The 24292-nt window shown below is 64.2% G+C and carries 22 protein-coding genes and 2 pseudogenes; 12 read left to right on the forward strand and 12 right to left on the reverse strand.

Translation table 11 applies throughout. From position 1 onward, the window contains the following. Positions 1-50: 50 nt before the first annotated feature. The 12 genes and pseudogenes from ACH49N_RS06275 to ACH49N_RS06330 form a co-directional block, all read right to left on the reverse strand. A pseudogene (locus ACH49N_RS06275) lies at positions 51-527 on the reverse strand (protein kinase); the annotation flags it as partial. A 235-nt stretch (positions 528-762) separates the two neighbouring features. Continuing rightward, complete coding sequence (locus tag ACH49N_RS06280) at positions 763-1770, reverse strand: ABC transporter ATP-binding protein (RefSeq protein ID WP_358271129.1); 1008 nt, start codon at positions 1768-1770, stop codon at positions 763-765. Next, positions 1760-2773: an ABC transporter ATP-binding protein gene (locus ACH49N_RS06285; RefSeq protein WP_358271131.1), complete on the reverse strand. Its 1014-nt coding sequence runs from the start codon at positions 2771-2773 to the stop codon at positions 1760-1762. The genes ACH49N_RS06280 and ACH49N_RS06285 overlap by 11 nt, the downstream gene beginning before the upstream one ends. Before the next feature lie 52 nt (positions 2774-2825). Further along, on the reverse strand, positions 2826-4364 hold the full coding sequence (locus ACH49N_RS06290) for an ABC transporter substrate-binding protein (RefSeq protein WP_358271133.1): 1539 nt from the start codon (positions 4362-4364) through the stop codon (positions 2826-2828). A 95-nt stretch (positions 4365-4459) separates the two neighbouring features. Beyond that, positions 4460-5356, reverse strand: coding sequence for an ABC transporter permease (locus ACH49N_RS06295; protein ID WP_358271135.1), 897 nt, complete (start codon positions 5354-5356; stop codon positions 4460-4462). Beyond that, positions 5353-6306, reverse strand: coding sequence for an ABC transporter permease (locus tag ACH49N_RS06300; RefSeq protein ID WP_358271136.1), 954 nt, complete (start codon positions 6304-6306; stop codon positions 5353-5355). The genes ACH49N_RS06295 and ACH49N_RS06300 overlap by 4 nt, the downstream gene beginning before the upstream one ends. Before the next feature lie 5 nt (positions 6307-6311). Then, positions 6312-7259, reverse strand: a complete 948-nt coding sequence (locus tag ACH49N_RS06305; RefSeq protein WP_358271426.1) for an NAD(P)-dependent oxidoreductase — start codon at positions 7257-7259, stop codon at positions 6312-6314. Positions 7260-7283: 24 nt separating this feature from the next. Beyond that, positions 7284-7715, reverse strand: a pseudogene (locus ACH49N_RS06310) (carboxymuconolactone decarboxylase family protein); the annotation flags it as partial. After that, positions 7712-8881, reverse strand: coding sequence for a thiolase C-terminal domain-containing protein (locus ACH49N_RS06315; protein ID WP_358271137.1), 1170 nt, complete (start codon positions 8879-8881; stop codon positions 7712-7714). The gene ACH49N_RS06315 and the pseudogene ACH49N_RS06310, both read right to left, overlap by 4 nt. Next, a complete protein-coding gene (locus ACH49N_RS06320; protein WP_358271138.1) occupies positions 8878-10074 on the reverse strand; it encodes an OB-fold domain-containing protein in 1197 nt (398 codons plus the stop codon). Before ACH49N_RS06320 ends, ACH49N_RS06315 begins: the two co-directional genes overlap by 4 nt. Positions 10075-10090: 16 nt before the next feature. Continuing rightward, positions 10091-11296: a CoA transferase gene (locus ACH49N_RS06325; protein ID WP_358271140.1), complete on the reverse strand. Its 1206-nt coding sequence runs from the start codon at positions 11294-11296 to the stop codon at positions 10091-10093. Further along, complete coding sequence (locus ACH49N_RS06330; protein WP_358271141.1) at positions 11293-12807, reverse strand: aldehyde dehydrogenase family protein; 1515 nt, start codon at positions 12805-12807, stop codon at positions 11293-11295. Before ACH49N_RS06330 ends, ACH49N_RS06325 begins: the two co-directional genes overlap by 4 nt. A gap of 199 nt (positions 12808-13006) precedes the next feature. Between ACH49N_RS06330 and ACH49N_RS06335 the strand changes: the two genes are divergently transcribed. The 12 genes from ACH49N_RS06335 to ACH49N_RS06390 all read left to right on the forward strand — a co-directional run bounded on the left by ACH49N_RS06335 (position 13007) and on the right by ACH49N_RS06390 (position 24239). Then, a complete protein-coding gene (locus tag ACH49N_RS06335; protein WP_358271143.1) occupies positions 13007-13816 on the forward strand; it encodes a TauD/TfdA family dioxygenase in 810 nt (269 codons plus the stop codon). Continuing rightward, positions 13813-14517, forward strand: coding sequence for a 3-oxoacyl-ACP reductase FabG (locus ACH49N_RS06340; protein WP_358271145.1), 705 nt, complete (start codon positions 13813-13815; stop codon positions 14515-14517). The genes ACH49N_RS06335 and ACH49N_RS06340 overlap by 4 nt, the downstream gene beginning before the upstream one ends. Before the next feature lie 63 nt (positions 14518-14580). Then, a complete protein-coding gene (locus ACH49N_RS06345; RefSeq protein ID WP_109327045.1) occupies positions 14581-15441 on the forward strand; it encodes a mycofactocin-coupled SDR family oxidoreductase in 861 nt (286 codons plus the stop codon). Between the two features lie 78 nt (positions 15442-15519). Beyond that, positions 15520-15711 carry a ferredoxin gene (locus ACH49N_RS06350; protein ID WP_109334874.1) on the forward strand — a complete coding sequence of 64 codons (192 nt, stop codon included), beginning with the start codon at positions 15520-15522 and terminating at the stop codon, positions 15709-15711. 57 nt (positions 15712-15768) lie between these two features. After that, a complete protein-coding gene (locus ACH49N_RS06355) occupies positions 15769-17136 on the forward strand; it encodes a cytochrome P450 (RefSeq protein WP_358271147.1) in 1368 nt (455 codons plus the stop codon). Further along, positions 17117-18832, forward strand: a complete 1716-nt coding sequence (locus ACH49N_RS06360; protein WP_397504483.1) for a thiolase C-terminal domain-containing protein — start codon at positions 17117-17119, stop codon at positions 18830-18832. The genes ACH49N_RS06355 and ACH49N_RS06360 overlap by 20 nt, the downstream gene beginning before the upstream one ends. Then, positions 18829-19755 (forward strand): alpha/beta fold hydrolase, encoded by a 927-nt coding sequence (locus ACH49N_RS06365; RefSeq protein WP_358271149.1) that lies wholly within the window; start codon positions 18829-18831, stop codon positions 19753-19755. The genes ACH49N_RS06360 and ACH49N_RS06365 overlap by 4 nt, the downstream gene beginning before the upstream one ends. After that, a complete protein-coding gene (locus tag ACH49N_RS06370; RefSeq protein WP_358271150.1) occupies positions 19755-20264 on the forward strand; it encodes a DoxX family protein in 510 nt (169 codons plus the stop codon). The genes ACH49N_RS06365 and ACH49N_RS06370 overlap by 1 nt, the downstream gene beginning before the upstream one ends. Positions 20265-20292: 28 nt before the next feature. Further along, a complete protein-coding gene (locus ACH49N_RS06375; RefSeq protein ID WP_358271151.1) occupies positions 20293-21111 on the forward strand; it encodes an NAD(P)-dependent oxidoreductase in 819 nt (272 codons plus the stop codon). Beyond that, entirely contained in the window at positions 21108-21920 is an 813-nt protein-coding gene (locus tag ACH49N_RS06380; RefSeq protein WP_358271152.1) for an NAD(P)-dependent oxidoreductase, read from the forward strand. The genes ACH49N_RS06375 and ACH49N_RS06380 overlap by 4 nt, the downstream gene beginning before the upstream one ends. Before the next feature lie 133 nt (positions 21921-22053). Further along, positions 22054-22815, forward strand: a complete 762-nt coding sequence (locus tag ACH49N_RS06385) for an SDR family oxidoreductase (RefSeq protein WP_358271153.1) — start codon at positions 22054-22056, stop codon at positions 22813-22815. Positions 22816-22973: 158 nt separating this feature from the next. Beyond that, positions 22974-24239, forward strand: a complete 1266-nt coding sequence (locus ACH49N_RS06390; protein ID WP_358271154.1) for an amidohydrolase family protein — start codon at positions 22974-22976, stop codon at positions 24237-24239. Positions 24240-24292: the final 53 nt, after the last annotated feature.

A 24292-nucleotide genomic window follows, 5' to 3' on the forward strand; every position in this document is an offset into this window, starting at 1 on the left:
CTGCTGACAGCATTCGATCTCTCGCTGCCGAGGTGTCCATACGTCCTCCCAGTAACTGCAGCGTAGCGAGGCAGGCCCCGCAGCGACGGTTCCTGCTTCGGCGCAGCCAGCGGCGGTACCCGCAATGCGGCCTCCCCACCGATCCCGAGAGGCTCGCGGCTTGTCGCGAAAATCCGTAGATGCGGACAGGTCTTTAACAGCGTCTCCGCCCGCTCCGCAGTCGTGTCCAGCACTTGCTCACAATTATCGAGAATTAGCAGCAGCTCCCGCGTCGCAGGAACTCGACCAACACGTCACCCAACAACTCCACCAGCCACACCCCGTCGCGGTACGCACGTTGGCGTCCTCTCGCCCACGCGCCGCGCCGCGCCAAACGAACCTTGCCAACACCGCTTACCCCGGTCAAGGGTTACGAGATGTGACACCGAGAGGATGTGCTTCGCGTCGCCGGTTTCAGTACGGCGACTGACGAAACTGGATAGTTCTAGCGGAAGATTTTCCCCTCGTACCCCGAGTAGTGTTCGCGGACGACGAGTAGTGCACTAGGTCAGCTTCCTCCACGGAGTCGAGGGCGGAGCTGACGGTGTCCTCTCGCGGCAGTATGGCCGACGTGGCGGGCAGCGCCATTTCGTCAATCGCGAAGCCGTGCTCGCGCTTCCCGAAATCTGCAAGCGCCGGCTCACCGTCCCGACCTGACGCTGTCGACCGTGCCCGACAGCGTCCCCTGAGATGTTGCACGGCAGGTGCCGGAGGCAGGTCACCTCATGCGACAGCTACTTCGTCGGTGCTTGCGGGTAACGGATAGTGGCAGGCGACGAACTGGCCGGGGCGCACTTCCCGTACCTCGGGCTCCTCTGTGGCGCACTTTTGTTGTGCTTGCGGACAACGGGTACGGAACCGGCAACCCGTCGGCGGCGCAAGCGGAGAGGGCACGTCACCTTCCAACGCCGGACCGGCAAACCCCTTCTCAGGGTCGGTCAGTGGCACGGAGTCGAGGAGAGCGCGGGTGTAGGGATGGGCGGGATCGTCGTAGACTTCGATCGAGTCACCGAACTCACACACCTTACCGAGGTACATGACCATCACATTGTCACTGACGGTCCGCACGACACCGAGGTCATGGGCGATGAAGACGACCGTCAGATCGAACTCGGCCTTCAGTTCCTCGATCAGGTTGAGAATCTGGGCTTGGACCGACACGTCGAGCGCGGAGACCGGTTCATCACAAATCAGGAGTCGGGGGCCGAGGGCCAACGCCCGGGCGATGGCAACTCGCTGAGCCTGTCCACCCGACAGCTGACGGGGCAGCATGTCGGCGAACCGATCTCCGGCCAGGCCGACCTGTTCGAGGACGGCAGCGGAGGTGGTGGCGCGCTCGGACGATGGTGCACCGGCCACTGCCAATCCCTCGACCACGATGTCCTTGACGGATCGGCGCGGATTGAGCGAGCCCACCGGATCCTGGAAGATCATCTGCATGTCGCGTCGCAGTGCGCGCATGCGTTTCTCGTCCACTTCTTCGATCCAATCGTCACCGAATCGGATGCGTCCCGCAGTGAGGCGGTCGAGCCGCAGCACGGCCCGCCCCGTAGTGGACTTGCCGCATCCCGACTCTCCGACGATGCCGAGGGTTTCTCCGGGCAGCACGTCGAAACTGATCTTCGACACTGCCTGCACGGTGCCCGCACCTGTCGGGTACTCCACGACGAGATCCTGCACACTGAGCAGTGCCTGCTCGCCGCGGAGGTGAGCGCTACCGCTACCAGCCATGATTTCCACCTCCGGAAAGTACGGATGCCGCGGTGGCAACCGGGTGCACACAGAACACGTGATGGTCCACACCCACGGACTGCCGCTCCGGACCGGAGCTTCGACATTCCTCATCGGCATGTTCGCAGCGGGGTGCGAATCGGCACCCCTCCGGGGGTTGGGTGGGATCTGGAAGTGAACCCGCGATCAGTCGCAGCGGCGCATGCCGTTCGTGGTCGATGGTGGGGGTGGCGCCCAGCAATGCTTCCGTGTAGCGATGCCTCGGGTCCTCGAATATCTCGCGGGTAGAGCCGATCTCGGCGAGCCGACCTGCATACATTACCGAGACGCGGTCGGTGCGGCCCGCAACCACGGCGAGATCGTGGCTGATGAGCATCATCGCCATGCCGCGTTCGCGCTGAATCCGTCGGAGCAGATCGAGGATCTGCCGCTGGATCGTGACGTCCAGCGCAGTGGTCGGCTCGTCGGCAATCAGAAGGTCCGGTTCGCACGCCAAGGCGATGGCGATCATCACCCGCTGACGCATGCCACCGGACATTTCGTGCGGGTAGTTGCGGAGCCGTCGTTCCGGGTCGGGCACCCCGACCTCCCGCAAGAGATCGAGGGCCCGGCCGTGTGCCTCGGATCGGGTGATGCCCAGGTGCCGACGCATCCCTTCGGTGAGTTGCCGTTCCACTCGCACTACCGGGTTCAGGGATCGGCCGGGGTCTTGGAAGACCATGGCAATCTGCTTACCCCAAATGTCGAGACTTTCCTTCTTGCTCAAAGCCAGCAAATCTCGGCCCTGGAAGGTCACCTCACCGGAGCGGGCCGAGCGCGGCGGCATCAGCCCCATGACGGCCCGGGCCAATACGGACTTACCGGAGCCGGACTCACCGACGATCCCCAGTGCCTGTCCCGCCTGCACCGTGAACGACACGTCGTCCACGGCACGCACGGTCCCACCAGGCGTGCCGATATAGGCACGCAGATTCTTCACTTCGAGTAACGACTGAGTATTCATGACGAGTCCGGCTCCATCCCTTCGGTTGTCAGCTGTTTCCCTCTGCTGCCGACTACTTCGTGGTCCACAGCTCTTCGGGTAGCGGCGAGCCCAGGGTGTACAGGTCGATACCGTTCAGAGACTTACTCGAGGTGACAGAAGGCACCGCGCGGACGTACCAGAGGCCTGGATTCAGTGCGACCAGTCGCCTCTGCACCGTTTCGTATGCCACCTTGCGCTCCTCCACCGATTCGGCGTTGCGGCCGGCGTCCAGCGCTGCGCTGAGCTCGGGGTCGTTGATGCCGACGAAATTGCCCGGAGAAGCACCGTGGAAAGCCGTCCACAATCCGAAGTCGGGATCCTGGACGACCGCGGAGGAGATGATCATGTCGAAATCACGCGCGCCGGCCCGGGCCGTCGCGACCGCGAAGTCCACTACCTCGACCTTGGCTTCGACGTTGTCGAAGGCACTCAGCTGAGCCTGCAAGCCTTCGGCGAGCGTCTTGCTCTCCGTGGTCGGGTAGGAGAGGAACGTGAACGAGACCGGCTTGCCCTCGGCGGCCAGTTCATCGAACAATTTCTGCGCCTGCTCCTTGCTCGGCGTAGGCAGTGGGATATCGGCGTAGTACGGCGAGGATTCCTCGAACAGCGTCTTGGGAACGACGCCCTCGCCGTTGTAGACGACCGTGTTGATCGCATCCAAGTCCACTGCCAGCCCGATTGCCCGGCGTGCCCGCTCGTCATCGAACGGCGCACGGCGGAAATTCATCGCTACGAACTGTCCACCACCGGTCGGCACGACCTCTGTGGGGTAGCCAGCTGCTTCCACCTTGTTCAGGCTCGCCCAGTTCGTCTCGGACGCCAGATCCGCGCCACCGGTCATGATGGTGTTGACCCGCTGATTACTGTCACTGACCGTCTTGATCGTCAGACCTTCGAGATAGGGCTTCGGTGCATCCCAGTAACCGGGGTTCTTCTGCAGTTCGATCTTGTCCTGCCGGACCCATTCCACCAGGGTGAACGGTCCCGCGCCGACCGGGTTCGCATCGAAAGCCGCTTGCCCCTTCTGCAGAGCCGTCGGTGACGCGATCCAGTTCAATGCACCGGCGACCAGGGATTGGCCGAAATGCGGATTCGGCGCAACCATGGTCACTTTCAGCGTGGTGTGGTCGATGACCTCCGACGACGCGATTTGGACTGCCTGACGGATGGTCGTCGATCCCAAGGCGGGGTCGCGCAACCGGTCCCAGTTGAACTTGACCGCAGCCGAATCGAGCGGGGTCCCGTCGGTGAACTTCAGACCAGGCTGCAGCGTGAGCGTGAACGTGGCTCCGCCGTCAGTGGTGGAGAATCCGGTCGCCATCTTGTATTCGAGATCGAAGTTCTCGAGATTGTTGATCATCAACGTTCCGTATAGAGCGTTGCCGAGCACGGGCTGGTGGGCCCAGGTATTGGACAGGCTGGCGGGGTCGAGGTTCCGCGGCTCGCCGGTTTGCAGGACGCGAGCCACACCACCGGCGACGGGTTCACCACCCTCGGACTGGCCGCCGGCGGCAGAACCCGTGCCACCGCAGGCGCTGAAGAGCAGTGCTGCAGCGCATGCCGCGACCATCGCGGTCAGAATACGTCTTGATCGAAACATCATGGACCTCTCGGGAAGGTGGAAGCTTGTAATGCAAATATGGTGTGGCGAAGGACCTCGCCGGTTCAGTCGTGCATGGTCCGGTCGAACTTGGTGCGGAGATGATCGCCGACCTGGTTGAGGGCGAAAACGGTGAAGAAGATGACCAATGCGGGGACGAATACGAGGTGTGGTGACGTGGCGATCGCGTCCTTGCCGTCGTTGATCATGCCTCCCCAACTCGGTTGCGGCGGAGGAATTCCCAGACCGAGAAAACTCAATGACCCCTCCGCCACGATCAACGCTGCCATCACGATCGGCAGATACGCCGCCAACGGAGCCAACAGGTTCGGCAGGATTTCCCGAAAAAGTATCCGAAAGTTACCCGCACCGATATTGCGGGCCGCCCTGATGAATTCCCGCGACGACCACGACATCGTGTTGGCCCGCGACAACCGAATGAAAGCCGGGATCACCAACAACGTGAGCCCCAGCAATATCGTCGGCACGCTGGGTTCGAGAATCGACGCCAACGCCAGCAGGAGGATCAAGGGCGGGAACGCCAGCATCGCATCCGCCACCAGCGACACGCCGGCATCGAGACGCTTACCGAAGTAGCCGGCGAACAGTCCGATCAATGACCCGATTCCAAACCCCACCAATCCGGCTACCGTACCCACCACGAGCGAGACGCGGGCGCCGTAGATGATGCGTGACAACATCGACCGCCCCAACGTGTCCGTGCCCAGCAACAGATCGAGTGAGCCGAATTGCGGCCCCAGTCGCGGTGCCGCCACCGGAGTGGCGAACGGAGCCAACGGCAGTACGTCGGCCAGCAACGCCGCCGCTATCAACACCACCAGCCACAGCACCGACAGATACACCAGCAACGACCGGCGCTTGCGCACTACCGGAACCGCCGGCAACTCCACCGCCGGACCTGCATCCGTACGTACTGTCTGATCTACCGCCACATCGGTCATGCTCCGGCCACCTTTCGCACCCGCGGGTCGATCACTGAGTAACTCAGATCGACGACCGTGTTGATCCCCACGTAGACCACCGCAATGAACACCACGATGCCCTGCACCATGATCACGTCACGCGAGGTGATCGACGATGCCACCAGCTGCCCCAAACCCGGTAGTCCGAACAATGTCTCGACGATGACCGTCCCTCCGATCAACCGCCCCAGATTGATCCCCGCCACGGTGATCAGGGAGAACGAGGAGGGCCGCAGCGCATGCCGGAACATCACGTATCCGCGAGGCATTCCCTTCGCCCGCGCCGAGGCGATGAAGTCTTCCCGCAACGTCCCGATCAGGTCGGTACGCAGCAACCGGTGGAACGATGCGATCTCCGTCAACGCGATTGCGATTGCGGGCAACATGGCGCTCCGCAGATTCGGCCCCAGCCCGTCACTGATCTGCGACCACCCCATCACCGGGAACCACTGGAACTGAATCGCGAAGAAGTAGATCAGCACCGGGCCCGCGATAAATGCGGGCACCGACAAGAACACCGCCGACACTGCGTTCGTGCCCCGATCGAGCGCACTGCCCGGCCGCGAAGCCGACAGAACACCCATGATGAGGGCCAGCGTCAACGCGATGGTCAATCCCATCGCCGCGAGCTGCAACGTTACCGGCAACCGCTCCACGATCGCCTCTCGCACCGACTGCCCGGTCAACGGTGATGCTCCCAGGTCACCCCGAACCGCGTCGGAAAGCCAGGACACATACTGTGACCACAGCGGGACATCCAGACCGAGCTCGGCATTCATCGCCGCCACCGCGTCGGGTGTCGCGTTCTCGCCCAGAATCACCTCCGCCACCGACCCCGGCGCCAAACCGAGCAGCGCCACCACGGCGAATGTCACCAGTAGCACTACCGACACGCTGCGGCCGACCCGCTTCGTAACCGTGAGAACCATGGAACTCACCTTTCGGACAGGGAAGGGACGGCGTTCTCGTCCAGCGTTACCGCGCTGAGCTTTTCGAGATAGCGCACTACTTCCGTTTGGTCGGCTGCCGGATCGAGATCCTCGACCGCATCTCCCCATACACCACCCAGCGCGTCACCGAGGACCGTGGAGGCATCGAGCTGCCGCGCCAGATCGAGGGCAATTCCGATGTCCTTGCGCATCAACCGCGCGCTGAATCCCGACGCGAATGTTCGGGAGAGGACAAAGTTTTCGTACTTGGTCTCCGTTGCCTGATTTCGACCGCTACCGGCGTTGATCACGGACAGCAGTGTCGCGGGGTCGATACCGAACTTCCGTCCCACGAGAAGTGTCTCGCCGGCGGCCACCAAACCGTTGGCGGCGAGGAGGTTGTTGAGCGCCTTCGCAGCGTGCCCCGATCCGACCGGCCCGACACGGATGATCTGTCGACCCGTCGATTCGAGCAACGGCAGTACGGTGTCGATCGCCGACTGGTCGCCTCCGACCATCACAGCGAGATCGGCGTTTCTCGCGCGCGCCACCCCACCACTGACGGGAGCGTCGACGACATCGATTCCTCGGACTGCCGCGGCCTTCTCGATCGCCTGGGTGCGGGCGGGAACACTCGATCCCATGTCGACGAGGATGCTTCCCGGCTTCAGGCAGGAAAGCAAGCCCCCGTCAGCGAGTACGACCTCGTCGACGATGTCGCTGTTGGGCAGGACGAGGACGACTATGTCGCAGTCCACCAGCTCGGCGGTGTTCTCTGTACTAGTAGCGGTGGGATTGTCGTCGATGAATCGTCGACGGGCCTCCGGGTCGGCATCGTGCACGACGATCGGCTGTCCGGCGCTGACGAAATTGCGTGCGATCGGACTGCCCATGGCCCCGAGCCCGACGAAGCCCACCTTGCTGTGTGGCAGCGGAATCTTCGGAGCATCCACCTCGTCTTCCGCGTTCAAGGGGTCTTCGGCGTTCAGGGGACCGAGATGGGCGTCCAACGCTTCCTGGACGACGCGCATCGCTGCGACTCCCGCAGGTACACCGGCATACGCGGTTCCGTGAATCACGGCTTCGGTGATCTCCTCGCGTGTCAACCCGTTACGGATGCCGGCGAGCACATGAACGGCGAGTTCTCGCGGTTGGTTGAGCGCGACCAGCATTCCGAGAGTGATCAGACTTCGGCTGCGACGGTCGAGACCGGAACGGGTCCACACAGAGCCCCACACGGTTTCGCTGACATATTCCTGCAGTGGTGCACCGTCGGAACCCGCATTCCGGGCGATCGCAGCGTTGACGTAGTCATCTCCGAGCACCTCCCTGCGAACGGCGAGGCCCGCGTCGAAGAGGGCGCGGTGGGCGTCCTCTATCGAGCTGGTATCTGACAGCGTTTCTGTCATCGGTTGGTTCCTCCGGGACCCTCGAGAATGGTGACGGCCGATACCGCCGTCGGACCGCCGACGTTGTGTGCCAATCCGATCCGTGCTCCGTCGACCTGGTTGACCGAGCTGCCACGCAGCTGTTCGAACAACTCCACACACTGTGCGACACCGGTTGCGCCCGGCGGATGCCCCTTGGCGATCAGCCCGCCACTGGGGTTCACCGGTAGTGATCCGCCGACGCTGGTGACGCCCGCCTCGAGGAGTTTGAAGCCTTCGAACCGGTCCGCGAATCCGAGGTCCTCGTAGCTGATGAGTTCGATGCCCGTGAAGAAGTCGTGCACCTCCGCGACGTCGACGTCTGATGGAGACAGTCCCGCCATCGCGAAAGCCTGCTTCGCAGCCCGTACCGTCGACGGAAACGACGTCATGTCCCGTTTATGTTGCGCCATCACCGAATCGAGCCCCGAGCCGACGCCGCGAACCCATACCGGGCGATCGGTGAACCGATCGACCACGTCTTCGGATACGAGCACGAGCGCCGCAGCCCCATCGCTTTGCGGGGCGCAATCGTAGAGCCCGAAGGGCGTCACCACCGTCGGCGCGTTCAACGCCTCCTCCACGGTGATCTCGAAGCGCTGCCGTGCCTTGGGGTTATTGATGGCATGGTGGTGGTTCTTCACCGCCACCATCGCCATGTGCTCACGGGTGGCGGGTGACTCGTGCAGATACCGGCGAACGTGGAGCGCGAAACCTGCCGGGGCGACGAGGCCCAGGGGGTAGTCCCAGGCCATGTCGCGCGTCATCGCCTCCCACTCCCAGAGCATGTCCTTCGACGCGGTTTCGCGGAGCTTGTCTGCGCCCATGACGAGTGCCACGTCGAACGCTCCCGAGGCTATCCCGAACATGGCGTTCCGGATCGCGTCATGACCTGTGGCACAGGAGTTTTCGACACGTGTCACCGGAATGTCAGAGATGTCGAGCGTGTCGGCGAGAATTCCGGACGGAAATCCGTCCGTGGTGCCCATCGAGCCGAACCACGCGGCCTGCAGATCGGACTTGTCCAGCCCTTTGTCGATGCTGCCGGCGCATTCCGCGAACGCCATCGGCAGAAGATCCTTGATTCCCAGAGTGAAGTGTTCGGCGAACGGTGTCATACCGGCACCGACGATCGCAACGTTTCTCATGCTGCCGCCTCCAGGGCGCGATCGGATGTGGGATCGGGTTCGAATGCATAGCCGTAGTCCGGAACCCCGGACCGCACGGCAACCCGGCGCAGCACCATGCGACCGCGATCGCCGATGTCGACGGTGCCGGGCTCGATACCGGTTACCTTCGCCAACGCGCGAACGCCCACGTCGTCGAGTTCGACGATCACCAGCGAGTACGGGGTCCGGAGGCCGGGTACCGGTACGTGCACGGTCACCTCGGTATAGACGGTTCCGGTGCGGGGCAGGGGCACGAAGGAGTAGTCGGTCCTGAGCGTTCCACCACGGTCGACGCGGTATCGGGGCGGAAAGTCCAGCTCGTCGCTGTCGGAGTATTTTCCGGCTTCCCAGCGGACTTTCGCCTCGAATGCCCTCTCGTAGGCGGCGAGGGAGATCGGGATGTCCGCACTGGGGATGTACGCACACTCCGGCTTGGCACGCGCTCGCGGTTCCCTGCGGTTGATGTGCGCCGCGCCGTCGGCGACCGTGATGCCGGAAAGGCTGGCCTGCTCCACCCCCACGAGCGGGCCGGTAGACCCCGACTCCACCATCGCGGCGAGTGCGAACAGTCCGGAACTCGCTCCGGTTGTCGGTAGTGGCAGTGGAGGGCCCGCGCACAGAGCCGCGGCCTGCTTCTCCTCTACACCTGCCACCGCGACCGGAGTGTCCACCCACGCCGCTGCCAGTGAAGCCAGGAAGCCGCGCTCCTTCAGTAGGCGCGGGTCACCGTAGTCGTGTACCAGACCGTTCGCGGTGCGGGTGCGGACCGGCAGGCTGCGGGCGATACGCGCGGCGGTGCGAACCTGCAGTCCCCGCTCCGCGGTCAGCGCCGCTGCCGCTCCGGCTGCATCGATGTCCACACCGATGACCAGCGTGCGCGGACGGGCCGCGCCCAGGGCGTCGAGGGTCGCCGGTGCACCACCGAGGCGCTCCGTCACCTCGAGCTCAGGGTCGAGCCCCAGGCCGGCGAGCAGCACAGCAGCGTTGCTGCTCTCCATCAACGGCAGGTCGCGGCTGACGAGCACGACACACTCGACCGAGCCGCCGCTCGAGAGGGCGGCTCGACCAGCTTCGACAGCGAGGGTGATCGCATCCTCGTCGTCACCCGGCACACGGCGCCCGGGTGTTCCCCAGCACGGCAGGTACGTACCTATCGAAGTGATGTATGACATGTGAACTCCCAGCAATCTAGGTAACAGCGCCCGCCGTTTTGAGCGCGATGATGCGATCCCAGTCCAAGCCGAGCTCGGCCAGGATCTCGTCGGTGTGGGCCGCGAACTCGGGACCCGGGCCAAGCTCGGGGGCAGCGACGTCGAACTGCACCGGGTTGGCAGCAAGTTCGAGTTCGCCCGCCGCGACCAGGTATTCGTTGGCGCGGACCTGCGCGTCGACGGACACCTGGAGTGAATCCTGCACCGGCCCCCACGGACCGGACAGCGTGGCGAAGCGCTCCGTCCACTCCGCGAGGGTGCGGGTGGCGAGCACCTCCCCGAGAATCGCCACGGCCTTGTCGGTGTTGGCGGCGATCTGGGCGGCATCGGCGAAGCGCGGATCATCCGCGAGTTCGGGGCGGTCGATGTGGCGACACACATCTGCCCAGTACTTTGCGGGCTGCAGCATGACGAATGCCAGGTAACGTCCGTCGCCGGTGGCGTATATCCCCGACAGCGGATTGGTCGGCGCGCCGTGGGCGCCAGGGACGGGTGCCACCATGGCCTTGCCGAGATGAGCTGACAACGCAATGCCGTGTCCCATGGCCCACACGCCACTGCTCAGCAGCGAGACGTCGACGATCGACGGTGTTCCCGTGCGCTCGCGGGCCAGGAGCGCCGCTGCGACACCCCCGGCAAGATTCGTCCCCGAAATGGTGTCGCCGAAGGCAGGTCCCGGCGGACTGATCATGCCTTCCACTCCTGGAGGTGTGAGCGTTGCGGCGATGCCTCCCCTCGCCCAGAAAGCGGTCATGTCGTAACCGCCTTTGTCTGCCTCGACACCACGTGGACCGAGGGCACTGCCTCGCGCATAGATGATGTTCGGGTTCACTGCGCGGACGTCGTCCACGTCGATCCCGAATTTGGTGCGGGCCTGGGGAAGGAAACTGGTCAGGAAGACGTCCGACCGACGGACCAGGTCGTCGAGGACCGCCTTGCCCTCCGGTCGGCCCATGTCCAGTCCGATACTCCGCTTGCCGCGATTGGCATGCTCCACATTGGGATTGGGATCACCCTCGACCCGGAGGGGCCCGATCTGGCGGAGCCCCCTCTGCGGGTCCCCGGTGACGGCGTGCTCGACCTTGATGACCTCCGCGCCCCAATCGGCGAGCACGGCACCCGCTGAGGGCACGAAGCCGTACATCGCGACCTCGAGCACGCGGATACCCGCAAGCGGCTTCACGGCTTCACCACGACCGCGAAGGCCTTGGTTTCGAGGAACTCCTCCAGTCCTTCTCGGCCGCATTCACGTCCGATACCCGACTGCTTGTAACCACCGAACGGGACGTCCGGACCGAAGTAATTCCCGCCGTTGATGCCCATCGTTCCGGTACGGATGCGCCGGGCTATCGCGATTGCACGTTCGTCGCTCGCGCTCATCACCGCGCCGGACAGACCATAGATCGAGTCGTTGGCGATCCGCACAGCGTCGTCGTCGTCATCGAACGGGATGATCGCGAGCACCGGTCCGAACACTTCATCTTGTGCGATCTCGCTCTTGGGATCCACGCCCGCCAAGACCGTGGGCTCATAGAAGAAACCTGGATCGACCTTCGTGCCACCCGCCAGCAACTCGGCACCGTCAGCGATCGCTCGCTGCACCATCGCGTCGACCTTCTCGCGCTGACGACCACTCACGAGAGGGCCCATATAATTCTGTGGGTCAGTCGGATCGCCGAACGGGATGCGACGGATGATCGCCGCCACCATCTTCGCGATCTCGTCGTGGTGCGCTCGCGGCACGAGTAGCCGCGTGGTCAGAGCGCACCCCTGACCGGCGTGCGAACAGACGGTCCCGGCCGCGAACTTCGCAGCCATCGCGAAATCGGCGTCTTCCAGCACGATCATCGCGGATTTTCCGCCGAGCTCCGTGAACACTTTCTTCATCGTGTCTGCCGCCGCCGCCATGATGCGGCGTCCGGTCGGGGTCGACCCGGTGAAGGTGACCACGTCGACGTCGGGGTGCGTCGTCATCAGCTCACCGGGGGCGATCTCGGAGGAACTGATGACGTTCACGACGCCCGCTGGAATGTCGGTGTGTTGCGCGATTATCTCGCCGAGGGCCAGCGTGACGAGCGGCGTGTCGGGCGCAGCCTTGAGCACCACTGTGCATCCCGCGGCAAGCGCGGGAATGATCTTGGCCAACGCGAGCTGCGTCGGGTAGTTGTACGCAACGATCGCGGAGACGACGCCGGCCGCTTCCTTCTCCACCCACCGCTTGTGGCGCTGTCCGGAAATGTCGATTTCGCCGAGGTCTTCGCTCAGCGGGTACTCGCGCAGGAGGTCTGCGTAGTAGCGCACGATTCGGATAGGTGCCTCCAGCTGGTTGGCGCGTGTGAGCTGGACGGTGGCACCCACATCAGCGATCGTCAGTTCGCGGAGCTCCTCGAGGTTGTCGAGCAGCGCCTGGTGGAACTGGTCGAGACACTTGATCCTGAACTCCACGTCGGTAGACCAGCTGGTCGTGTCGAAGGCCCTCCGCGCTGCAGCGATACTCGCTTCGGCTTCCGCGACCCCGGCATCAGGCGCATATCCGACGATGTCACCCGTAGCTGGATTGATCGATGCGAACGTCCGCTCGGTCGCAACAAGCTGCCCGTCGATCAGCAGGCGCTTGTCGACGTTCAGCACGGTCGCGGCCTCACGGCCTCCGTGACCACCGTTCGCGGCCGACACCGTGTCCTGAGATGACATCCGTTCTCCTCACTCAAAGTGAAAATACAATTCTCGCAATTGAGAATTATGCATTGGCTCTGCAGAGAATGTAACAACATGTGAGCCGCGGGGATACCCCCAATTGAGATCGGCGCCACACCTCACCTGGTTGCTGATCGACTGTTGCCACACCGTGTTCTCCGAGAGTATGGTTCTCAAAAACGGAAGGGAGATTCTTGTGATCCAGACTACAGCACTCGGTCCATCGCTCGGAGTGGAAGTCACCGGCGTCGAGAGCCTGGAGGATGAGGCGGTTATCGCCCGGTGCCTGGAGGCTCTGAAGTGGCGGGGCGTGCTGCTCATTCGCGGCCTGCATCTCGACGACGATGCCCAGCTGGCGTTCAGCCGAAAACTCGGAACGGTGCGCATGACGGCACCGGGCGAGGAGCTCTTCACAGTCTCCCTCGACCCGGCCAAGGCCCCGTCCGCCGAGTACCTCAAGGGGACCTTCTACTGGCACATCGACGACACCACCAACGATGTGCCGGCGAAGGCAACCATGCTCACCGCCCGGCACGTCGCCATGGTCGGCGGCGGAACCGAGTTCGCCAGTACCTACGCGGCATACGAGAACCTGCCCGAGCACGAGCGCAAACGCTACGAGGGCCTGCGGGTAGTACACAGCTTCGAGGCGGCCCAGCGGCTGGTCCATCCAGACCCTTCCGACGAGATGCTGGCGCACTGGCGTCGACTTCCCACACACGAGACTTCACTCGTCTGGACGCGCCGCGACGGTAGGAAGTCGCTCGTCATCGGTGCCACGGCTGACCACATCGTCGGAATGCAGCCCGAGGAAAGCCGGGCACTGCTGGACGAATTGCTTGGTTGGGCGACCCAGGAACGCTTCTCGTACACCCACGAATGGAAGGTCGGCGACGTGGTGGTGTGGGACAACACCGGGATGCTGCACCGAGCGCTCCCCTATGACCCTTCCTCGGAACGCCTGATGCGGCGCACCACGATCTCGGGCGACGAGGCCTGGTCGTGAGAACAGCTGTCGTCACCGGAGGTAGCTCCGGCATTGGACGCGCCATCGCCGAACGCCTGCGCAAGGACGGCTACCAAGTCGCCGTACTCGATCTTGCACCGACCGAATCCGCGTTCGAGTACAAGGTCGACGTGACCGACCCTGCCCAGATCGAGAGCGCTCTCACCGAGGTTCGAAAAGAGTTGGGCCCGATCACCGTCCTGGTCAACGGGGCAGGACTCGAGCTGTACAAGCGGTTCGGCAACATCGCATTCGACAACTGGCAGCGAGTGATCGACGTCAATCTGAACGGCGTCTTCCACTGCGTCCAGGCAGTGCTTCCCGACATGGTCGATGCGGGCTGGGGTCGCATCGTCAACATCTCCTCGTCCAGTGCGCACTCAGGCCAGCCGTTCATGTCGGCGTACGTATCCGCAAAGTCTGCGGTCAACGGACTCACCAAATCGCTGGCTCTGGAATACGGGCCCAGCGGCATCACGGTCAACGCGGTGCCTCCCGGCTTCATCGACACACCCATGCTGCGCCGGTCCGAGGAGAAGGGCCTCCTCGGCGGCTCGATCGACCAGCACATCAGCAAGACCCCAGTCCGGCGCGTCGGCCAACCGGAGGACATCGCCGCCGCTTGCTCCTTCCTCATCTCCGAGGAAGCCGGATACATCACCGGCCAAATTCTCGGCGTCAACGGCGGCCGCAATACCTGAGGCGCATCGCGCACTGCGTCGGACGCAAGCGCTGACGCCGGCCAATCAACGAAGGGATTCTCAGTGGGACGAGTAGAAAGCAAGGTCGCGTTCGTTACCGGCGCGGCGCGAGGCCAGGGTCGCAGCCATGCCGTGCGACTGGCCGAAGAGGGAGCCGACATCATCGCGGTCGACCTGTGTAGCGACATCGCGGCGATCGGCTATCCGATGGCGACCCCGGAGGATCTCGAAGAGACCGCACGCTTGGTAGAAAAGCACGGTCGACGCATCGTCGCTATACAGGCTGACGTTCGGCAAATCGACCAATTGCGGGCCGCGGTGGAGCGTGGCATCGCCGAACTCGGCTCTCTCGACATCGTGGTCGCGCAGGCCGGTGTCGCGGGTATGAAGGGCGAACCACAGATCGACGCCTGGTGCGCTGTGGTCGACACCAACCTCATTGGGACGATGAATGCCATTCAGGCTGCGCTGCCCCACCTGGGAGATGGTGCCTCGATCATCGCAACCGGATCGACCGCCGCACTCATGGACGTGAGCAAGGTGGACGTTCCCGGCAAGGACCTCGGTGGAGTCGCCTATGTCTTCTCCAAACGTGCACTTTCCCAATACATCCACGAACTTGCGACACATCTCGCCCCGCGCGGCATTCGTGCCAACGTCGTGCACCCGACGAACTGCAACACCGACATGCTGCAGAGCGAGCCGATGTATCGGTCGTTCCGGCCAGATCTGGAACACCCGACGCGAGCGGACGCCGAGCCCGCTTTCGGGGTTCAACAGGCCATGCCGATCCCCTACGTCGAGCCCGAGGACATCAGCAACACCGTCCTGTTCCTCGCCTCCGACGAAGCCCGATACGTCACCGGCATGCAGATGCGTGTCGACGGCGGCGGCTACCTCAAGTGGTACGACTACCACACCTGACCTGCGGCCGGACCGCGGCTCGACGGATCAAAACAGTATGTGCACGAGATGGATTCACCTGCGACCAGGAGGAATAACGTGAAGGTGAAGGTCGACCCAGAACGCTGCCAAGGGCACACACTGTGCGCAATGGCAGCTCCAGACGTATTCGAACTGAGCGACATCGACGGCCACGCGTCGGCCGTCAGCGAATCGGTGTCCGCCGAACACGAAGAGAAGGTGCGCGAAGCCGCCCACTCCTGCCCAGAGCAGGCTATCTCCCTTTTCTGACACGGCTGCCGGTCGGAACTCGCCAATTCACCTCGAACCGCAAGAGAGGACGACGCGATGAGCGTTGATGACGTCGTAGACGACGACAGTCGGAAGAAGAACACCTACGACTTCGACCGGCACGCACCGGAGTACCGTGACAATTTCCTACCGATCACGGAGGAAATGCACGCGAAGTGTCCGATGGCCTGGTCCGACACCCATGGCGGCCACTGGGTCGCCGCGGGCAGCCGCGAGGTGTTCACCTTCGCCCGGTCCGCCGACGTGTCGAACGATCACGACCTGAAAGGCATCCGTCGTGGATACAAGGGCATAGCTATCCCCACAATGGAACGCGCGAGCGGCGTCCGAGGCGGCATCCTCGAGATGGACGAGCCCGAGCATCGCGAATTTCGTTCGCTTCTCAACCCGTACCTGTCGCCCGCTGCAGTCAACAGGTGGATCCCGTTCATCGACGAGGTGGTGCGCGCGTCCATCGACGAGAAAATCGAAACGGGCAGGATCGACTTCGTAGACGAGCTCGCGAACATCGTCCCCGCCGTCCTCACACTGGCGATGCTCGGAATTCCCATCAAGAAATGGACGATCTACAACGAGCCGGTCCACGCCGCGGTCTACACACCACCGGACTCCCCCGACATCCCGCGAATCGGGGAACTGCACCGCGCCATGGGATTGGACCTCCTCACCAATCTCATGGAGATCCGTGTGAATCCACGTCCAGGACTGGTGGACGCGCTCGCACGCGCCACAGTCGACGGCGAGACACCGGACGATATGGAACTGCTCGGCATTCTCAGTCTCCTCATCGGCGGTGGGTTCGACACGACGACGGCACTCACGGCGCACTCGCTCGAGTGGCTGTCTCAGCATCCCGAGGAGCGTCACACTCTCAGCCGCGAACGCGACACCTTGCTGAACTCCGCGACCGAGGAATTCCTGCGCTACTTCGCCCCTGCACCGGGCGACGGGCGCACGATCTCCGCCGACTGTGAGTACGACGGAATCCAGTTGAAGGAGGGCGACCGCCTCTGGCTGTCCTGGGCGATGGCCAACCGCGACTCGTCGCTGTTTCCGGAGCCGAACCAGATCGATCTCGAGCGCAAGGGAAACCGTCACTTCAGTTTTGGTCTGGGGATTCACCGTTGCATCGGATCCAATGTCGCACGAACCGTGTTCAAGCGGATGCTCGTCGCCGTGCTCGACCGGATGCCCGACTACCGCTGCGACCCGGAAGGCACCGTGCACTACGACTCCATCGGTGTCATTCAGGGCATGCGTCATCTTCCGGCGACGTTCACTCCCGGCCCCCGCTTGGGCGCCGGCCTGGATGACACGCTCGACAAGCTCCAACTGATCTGCGACGAGCAGGGACTCGCCGAACCGATCACGGCACGGGGTAAGGATGCGCAAGCACGTGGCTGACTCCACGGCCGTCGATTCGGTGGTAGAGGGGAAGGCGGCCGAAGAGTCCGGCCGCCCCCTCCCCCAGATCACCCCGCAGAACCGTTTCTTCTGGACGTCCGGCGCGGATGGCCGCCTGCGGCTGCAGGAGTGTGAGTCGTGCTCGGCTCTCATCCACCCGCCACAACCGATTTGCCGGTACTGCCACAGCCATCTGTTGGGTGTCCGGATGGTGTCCGGTTCCGCGACTCTCATCGGATTCACGGTCAACCACCGCTTCAGCCTGCCCGGGTTGCCGGCACCCTATGTGGTGGCCCAGGTCGCGATCGACGAGGATCAGCGGGTTCGCTTGACGACCAACGTGGTCGAGTGCGACCCTGCGCAGCTCGAACTCGGTATGCGGATGGAGGTCGTCTTCACGCAGGACGGCGATGTGTGGCTCCCGCTGTTCCGGCCTGCGGCCGAACAGCCTGCGCCTCTTCCCCTGCCTACGGACGAAGTGGATCCGAGCCAGATCAGGAAGTCCGTGCGCCCCATGGTGACGCGCGAAAAGTTCGAGGACAAGGTGGCGCTGACCGGCATCGGGATGTCGGAAATCGGTCGACGGCTGATGGTGTCCCCGATGGCGCTGACACTGCAGGCCTGCGAGCGTGCGGTAGCCGATGCCGGCCTCACGATGGACGACATCGACGGCCTCGCAAGCTATCCCGGCGCCGGCCAGGTCGGCGGTTTCGGCGAAGGCGGTGTGACCGGAGTCGAGGCAGCCCTCGGACTCCGGCCGACATGGCACAACGGGGGCATCGAAACCTTCGGTCCCGGCGGATCCGTGATCGCCGCGATGCTCGCGGTCGCTAGCGGCCTGGCACGTCATGTGCTGTGTTACCGGACCCTCTGGGAAGCGACCTACAGCGAGCAGATGCGTCGCGGCGAGATCCCCCCACCGGCCACCGGCCGCACTCCCAGTTGGATGGTACCGTTCGGGGCCACCTCGGCAGCACATACGCTGGCCCAGAACGCACAGCGGCACTTCCACCGATATGGAACCACCCGGGAAACACTCGGATGGATCGCACTGAACCAGCGGGCCAACGCCGCGCTCAATCCCACTGCTGTGTACCGCGATCCGATGACGATGGACGATTACCTGTCTGCCCGGCCAATCACCACACCGTTCGGTCTCTACGACTGCGACGTTCCCTGCGACGGCTCGGTTGCCGTCATCGTCTCGGCGGTGGACGCCGCCCACGATCTCGCGAAGCCGCCCGTGCTTGTCGAGGCCGTCGGCACCCAGATCGTCGAGCGGATCGAATGGGATCAGAGCACGCTGACGCACGAACCTCAGGTTCTCGGCCCCGCCGCCCACCTGTGGTCGCGGACTTCGATGAGCCCCAGTGATGTCGACGTGGCCGAACTCTACGACGGGTTCACGTTCAACTGCCTGTCCTGGATAGAAGCCCTGGGCTTCTGCGGCATCGGTGAAGCGAAAGATTTCCTCGACGGCGGCAAAAACATTGCCCGGGACGGCGTGCTCCCCCTCAACACGCACGGCGGTCAGCTCTCACACGGCCGTACCCATGGCATGGGACTGATCCACGAAGCCGTCACCCAATTGCGCGGCGATGCCGGGGCACGCCAGGTTCCCGGCGCCCGTGTCGCCGTCACCGCCACCGGAGGCCTTTCCCCCGGCGGCGCCCTGCTTCTCAGGACGGATGCATGACCACCACGGATCGCGAGCTCTCGCTACCCACCGACGTCGACGGCACTCAAACCACCACGCCGTGCGCGCGCGTGGTCGACATCGACGGAATCCCGATGTCGGCGTTGTTGTCCGAGGCTCCGGATCCGCGCGCGGTGATCGTCGCGCTGCACGGCGGAGCAACGAACTCGGCTTACTACGACTGCCCGGGCCACCCTGAACTGTCGTTGTTGCGGTTCGCGTCTGCGCTCGGGTACACCGTGCTCGCGCTCGATCGGCCGGGCTACGGCACTTCTGCGCCGTTCGCGGTCGAGATCGCCCCCCACCAACGACGGGTGGACCTCACCTATGCGGCTATCGACCACCACCTCGGGTCGCGCCCGCGCGGCGCCGGCGTCTTCGTGTGGGCGCATTCGGCCGGTTCGGAGCTCGCAGTCCGCATGGCCGCCGATGAACGAGGCACCGACTTACTGGGTATCGAGCTTGCCGGCACCGGTCACGAACACCAGCCCGTAGCGGCCGAAATCCTGGGCACGCCGCACCAGCCGGCGCCACCGGAGGCAGTGCGCGAGTTGCTGTGGCAACCGAGCCACCTGTACCCCACCGAACTGATCGGGGGCGCACCTATCGCCTCATCGACTCCCCGTTACGAGTCAGGTGTCCTGGCGACCTGGGCGCGAATCGACTTTCCGGCGCTCGCGGCGCGGATACGAGTTCCCGTCCACTTCACCGCCGCCGAGTTCGAGAAGGTGTGGCGAATCGACTCCGCCGCACTGCAAGACATCGCGGCCATGTTCACTGCTGCGCCCAGCGTCACCGTCAACGAACAGGCCGGCAGCGGGCACAACCTCAGCCTCGGCCATGGAGCCCCGGACTACTACGCGAAGGTGCTGTCCTTCGTCGAGCACTGCACACACAGCACAACGGGAAAGGACGACGACTGATGCACGCCGTCGATGTTGCACTGCTACTTGTCAGACTGGTTGTCGGAGTGACCATGATCGCGCACGGGCTGAACCATTGGCGCGGCGGTGGCCGTATCGAAGGAACTGCCCGCTGGTTCAGCGGACTAGGCCTGCGGCAGGGCAAGCTGCAGGCGTGGCTGAGTGTAGTCACCGAAATCGGTGCGGGCCTACTTCTCGTCATAGGCCTCCTCACTCCGTTCGCCTGTGCGGCAGTGATCTCGGTGATGCTCGTGGCGGCACTCCTCGCCCACCGGCCCAACGGGTTCTTCGTCTTCAAGGAAGGCTATGAGTACGTCCTTGTGTTGTCGGTAACCGCTCTTGCGTTGGCAATGCTCGGGCCGGGAGAGTTCTCGTTCGACGCCGTCACAGGCATCGACATCGCCGGCTGGGCCGGTGGGGGCACCGCACTGGGTCTGGGGGTCGCCGCAACGGCGGGACTGCTCGCACTGTTCTGGCGGCCGCAACCACGAGAGGTCGTGGCCGCATGATGCCCAATCTCGAATCGGAGGAACTCTGATGCGCGTCGGATTCATCGGACTCGGTAGCCAGGGCGCGCCCATGGCACGTCGAATCATTCACGCGGGCTACGACGTCACCCTGTGGGCGCGCCGCCCCGACGCTTTCGTGCCCTTCGCCGACACCGCCGCGACGTTCGCCCACTCCCCTGCCGACCTCGGGGCAGCAAGCGATCTCGTGTGCATCTGCGTGGTCAGCGATGACGACGTCCAGGAGGTGGTCGCCGGCGAGGACGGTGTGCTCGAAGGGATGAAGGACGGCGGCGTGATCGCCATCCACAGCACGGTGCACCCGGACACGTGTCACGACCTGGCCGCCAAGGCGCGGGAGCGCGGGGTCTCCGTCGTCGATGCTCCGGTGAGCGGCGGCGGATCGGCGGCCACCGAAGGGCGTCTGCTGGTGATGGTGGGAGGAGCGGTGGACGACTACGACCGCTGCCGGCCGGTGTTCTCGATGTATGCGAACCCCGTCGTCCACCTGGGTCCGCTGGGCGCCGGACAGGTCACGAAGCTGCTCAACAATCTGCTTTTCACCGCCAACCTTGCCACGGCGGCCAGCACCCTGAGCCTCGGGCAGTCACTGGGTGTCGACCCCGCCAAACTCGGTGAAGTCATCACCCACGGAACAGCCGACAGCTTTGCACTCAGCCGAATCGTCTCTGCCGGCGGCACTCTCGATCGCATCGCGGCGCACGCCGGCGAGCTGCTCCAGAAGGATGTCGGGCTGGTGGCCGGTCTCGCCGCCGCGGCAGAGGTTCCGACGGGCATCGCGATGGCCGCCGCTGACACCACGCTCACTCTGATGGACCACCCGCGATGAGTCGCGTCGGATTCATCGGTGCCGGGCGCATGGGACTGCCCATGGTCCGGGGGCTCGCCGAAGCCGGTCACGAAGTGCGCGCGCTGGGCCGCTCGTCCGAAAGGCGCGCCGCTATCTACACTTCGGGGGCGGAGGCATTCTCCGACCTTTCCGAGATCGGCCAGGGAGCCGATCTCGTGACGGTATGCGTGTTCAGCGACGACCAGGTTCGGCAAGTGTGCCTCGACAGCCCGTTGCTGGCGGCCATGCCGAGCGGTGCCGTCCTGGCGATACACACGACGGTGAGTCCCCGCACGATCGAGACCGTCGCGGAACGTGCGGCGTCACAAGGCGTCGACGTGATCGATGCCGCGGTCAGCGGCGGGCCACCCGACGTCGCAGCCGGGTGCTTGACCCTTTTCCTCGGCGGACCCGAGGGCGCTGTGGCGCGAATCCGCCCGATACTGCAAAGCTACGGCGATCCCATTCTCCACGTCGGCCCCCGCGGCAACGGGCAACGCGTGAAGCTGGTGAACAATGCACTGTTCGCGGCGCAGATCGGGCTTCTCGCCGAAGCCGCCGAACTCGGCAGGCAGCTCGGAATAGACGAATCCGTGCTGCTGGAGGCTCTTCCCCACGGTAGCTCCGCCAGTCGGGTCATGGGCAGTGTCGCAGCGAGAGGCTCGGTGGAGTCCTTCCGAAGCGCGGTCGGTGAGTTCCTGGACAAGGATGTGGCCGTAGTCCGTAGGACCGTCGCCGAACTCGGCGGTGACCTGGGCATCCTCGACAGTGTCCTCAGCGGTGGGCCTCCGGTGCGGTACCCCCGATGAGCCTTTCCGTACTGCCGGCGCGGCAGGAGACGTTGTCGATGAACGACGCCGAGACCCCCACTTCGCATACCCGATACCCGATCGCCGCGGATCTTCCCACGGACCGCGGAATGACGTCACCAAGGAGGTCCTCGTGGAGGGTCTGACAAACAAGGTAGTTCTCGTCGCCGGTGCGGCCACCGGCCTGGGCGCCGCCTCTGCGCAGCGGTTGGCACAGTGCGGAGCAAGGGTGGTGGTCGGCGACCTGAATTTTCCCGGCGCTGAGAAGACCGCTGCGGCCATCAGCGAGGCCGGCGGTCAGGCGGTCGCCGCGCAGTTCGACATCTCCGACGACGAGTCCGTCAAGGAGTTGGTCTCGTTCGCCGTGCGGACCTACGGGCAGTTGGACGCGGTCCACATCAACGCCGGGGACATGGCGGCGGTGTCCAAGGACACGAATATCGTCGATATCGACCTCGAGATATGGGACCGCACCATCGCCGTCAATCTCCGCGGCCACATGCTCGTCACCCGCCACAGCATCCCGGAGCTTCTCGCCCGAGGCGGTGGGACCATCGTGTACACCTCGTCCATCGCGTCCTTCACCGGTGATCCCGAACGCCCGGCCTACTCCGCGACCAAGGCGGGTATCAATGCCATGGCGCGGCACGTTGCCTCTCGCTGGGGCCGGGAGGGCATCCGCGCCAATGCCATCACTCCCGGATTGATCCTCACTTCCGAGATCGAGCAGGGTGCCTCTCCGGAGCTACTGCAATCTTTGATCGCCCGATCCCGCAGCCCGCGCGCGGGCAGGCCGAGCGACATCTCGGGAATGGTCGCCTACCTGATGTCCGACGACGGGTCGTGGATCAACGGCCAGGTCGTCAACGTCGACGGCGGCACTGTCCTGCGCTGAACAATGTCGCGCGAAGCCCGACCACCAACCGTGCCCACCGCAGGACCTGCCGAATACGACCGGGCGGGATCTAGATTCTCACAAATGAAAGTACTATTCTCATTAGTGACTGGCGCCACTGCCGGATATTTTCTGCGCAGTGCAGGAGAGGACTTCCAATGAACATTGACGACATGGTGATGGTCAGCATCGACGACCACGTGGTCGAACCAGCCGACATATTCGAAAAGCACTTCCCGAAGAGTCTCATGGACCAGGCTCCCAAGCTGACAGCCCACCCGCGCAACCCCAACGTGCAGGCCTGGATGTTCCAGGACGTCGTGGTCGGCAGCTCGGGACTGAACGCCGTGGTCTCCTGGCCCAAGAGCGAGTGGGGATTGGATCCGACGGGCTACGCCGAGATGCGCCCCGGTGTCTACGACATGAGCATGCGGGTGCGGGACATGGATGCCAACGGCACCCTGGCCGCAACACTTTTCGCCACCTTCCCGGGATTCGCCGGCACCCATCTGGCCAGCCTGCCGGACAAGAAGCTGTCTCTCGCTGCCTGCCAGGCGTTCAACGATTGGGTCGTCGGCGAGGTCCCCAGCACCTACCCGGGCCGCTTCATCCCGCTCGGCATCATCCCGTTCTTCGACATGGACGCGTCGGTCAAGGAGATCCACCGGCTAGCGGCCATGGGATGCCGATCCATCAGCATTCCCGAAACCCCCTACGGTGTCGGATTTCCCGACTTCAAATCAGGTCACTGGGACCCGGTTTTCAGAGCGTGCGTGGAGCACAACATTGTCCTCAGCCTGCACATCGGCGGCGGCTTCGGCCTCGTCAAGCGGCCCGAGGGTTTCAACATCGACGACATGATGGTCTTGACGCCGCTCATCTCGACGATCGCGGCCAACGACATGATGCTCAGCGGGGCTTTCCAGAAGTTCCCCGACCTCAAGGTCGCCATGAGCGAGGGCGGTGTGGGCTGGGTGGCGCCGTGGCTCGACCGGCTGGAGCGGCATATCGAGAACCAGTCGTGGACGGGCATGAGCTTCCTTCCCAAGGGAATGGGCCCTACGGAGGTTTGGCGAAAGAACTTCCTGGCGTGCTACATCACCGAGCCGAGCGGTCTGAACAACCGTGAGCGGCTGGGCATCGACACCATCGCGTGGGAGTGCGACTTCCCGCACTCCGATTCCACCTGGCCGAATTCGCCGGAGATGCTGATGGAGGAGCTCGCGGCCTCCCGCTGCACCGACGAGGAGATCGATAAAATCACCTGGAAGAATGTTGCCAGGTTCTTCGATTGGGATCCGTTCGAGCACACTCCGCGCGAGCAGGCCACCGTGGGAGCCCTGCGCGCCCGCGCCACGGACGTCGACGTGAGTGAGACATCCAAGGAGGAATACCGCCGGCGCTACGAACTGGCGAACTCATAGGTCAGAAACCCTCTACACATGATGATGCCCGCCGACCGGAGTCGGCGGGCATC

Source organism: Rhodococcus sp. NPDC019647 (assembly GCF_044389235.1).
GTDB classification, from domain to species: Bacteria; Actinomycetota; Actinomycetes; order Mycobacteriales; family Mycobacteriaceae; genus Rhodococcus_F; species Rhodococcus_F oxybenzonivorans.

Excerpts from the sequence above, each read along its gene's own strand:
- ACH49N_RS06280 (WP_358271129.1), bottom strand. The coding sequence starts at position 1,770 with ATGGCTGGTAGCGGTAGCGCTCACCTCCGCGGCGAGCAGGCACTGCTC.
- ACH49N_RS06285 (WP_358271131.1), bottom strand. The coding sequence starts at position 2,773 with ATGAATACTCAGTCGTTACTCGAAGTGAAGAATCTGCGTGCCTATATC.
- ACH49N_RS06290 (WP_358271133.1), bottom strand. The coding sequence starts at position 4,364 with ATGGTCGCGGCATGCGCTGCAGCACTGCTCTTCAGCGCCTGCGGTGGC.
- ACH49N_RS06295 (WP_358271135.1), bottom strand. The coding sequence starts at position 5,356 with ATGACCGATGTGGCGGTAGATCAGACAGTACGTACGGATGCAGGTCCG.
- ACH49N_RS06300 (WP_358271136.1), bottom strand. The coding sequence starts at position 6,306 with ATGGTTCTCACGGTTACGAAGCGGGTCGGCCGCAGCGTGTCGGTAGTG.
- ACH49N_RS06315 (WP_358271137.1), bottom strand. The coding sequence starts at position 8,881 with ATGAGAAACGTTGCGATCGTCGGTGCCGGTATGACACCGTTCGCCGAA.
- ACH49N_RS06320 (WP_358271138.1), bottom strand. The coding sequence starts at position 10,074 with ATGTCATACATCACTTCGATAGGTACGTACCTGCCGTGCTGGGGAACA.
- ACH49N_RS06330 (WP_358271141.1), bottom strand. The coding sequence starts at position 12,807 with ATGTCATCTCAGGACACGGTGTCGGCCGCGAACGGTGGTCACGGAGGC.
- ACH49N_RS06355 (WP_358271147.1), top strand. The coding sequence starts at position 15,769 with ATGAGCGTTGATGACGTCGTAGACGACGACAGTCGGAAGAAGAACACC.
- ACH49N_RS06360 (WP_397504483.1), top strand. The coding sequence starts at position 17,117 with ATGCGCAAGCACGTGGCTGACTCCACGGCCGTCGATTCGGTGGTAGAG.
- ACH49N_RS06365 (WP_358271149.1), top strand. The coding sequence starts at position 18,829 with ATGACCACCACGGATCGCGAGCTCTCGCTACCCACCGACGTCGACGGC.
- ACH49N_RS06370 (WP_358271150.1), top strand. The coding sequence starts at position 19,755 with ATGCACGCCGTCGATGTTGCACTGCTACTTGTCAGACTGGTTGTCGGA.
- ACH49N_RS06375 (WP_358271151.1), top strand. The coding sequence starts at position 20,293 with ATGCGCGTCGGATTCATCGGACTCGGTAGCCAGGGCGCGCCCATGGCA.
- ACH49N_RS06380 (WP_358271152.1), top strand. The coding sequence starts at position 21,108 with ATGAGTCGCGTCGGATTCATCGGTGCCGGGCGCATGGGACTGCCCATG.
- ACH49N_RS06390 (WP_358271154.1), top strand. The coding sequence starts at position 22,974 with ATGAACATTGACGACATGGTGATGGTCAGCATCGACGACCACGTGGTC.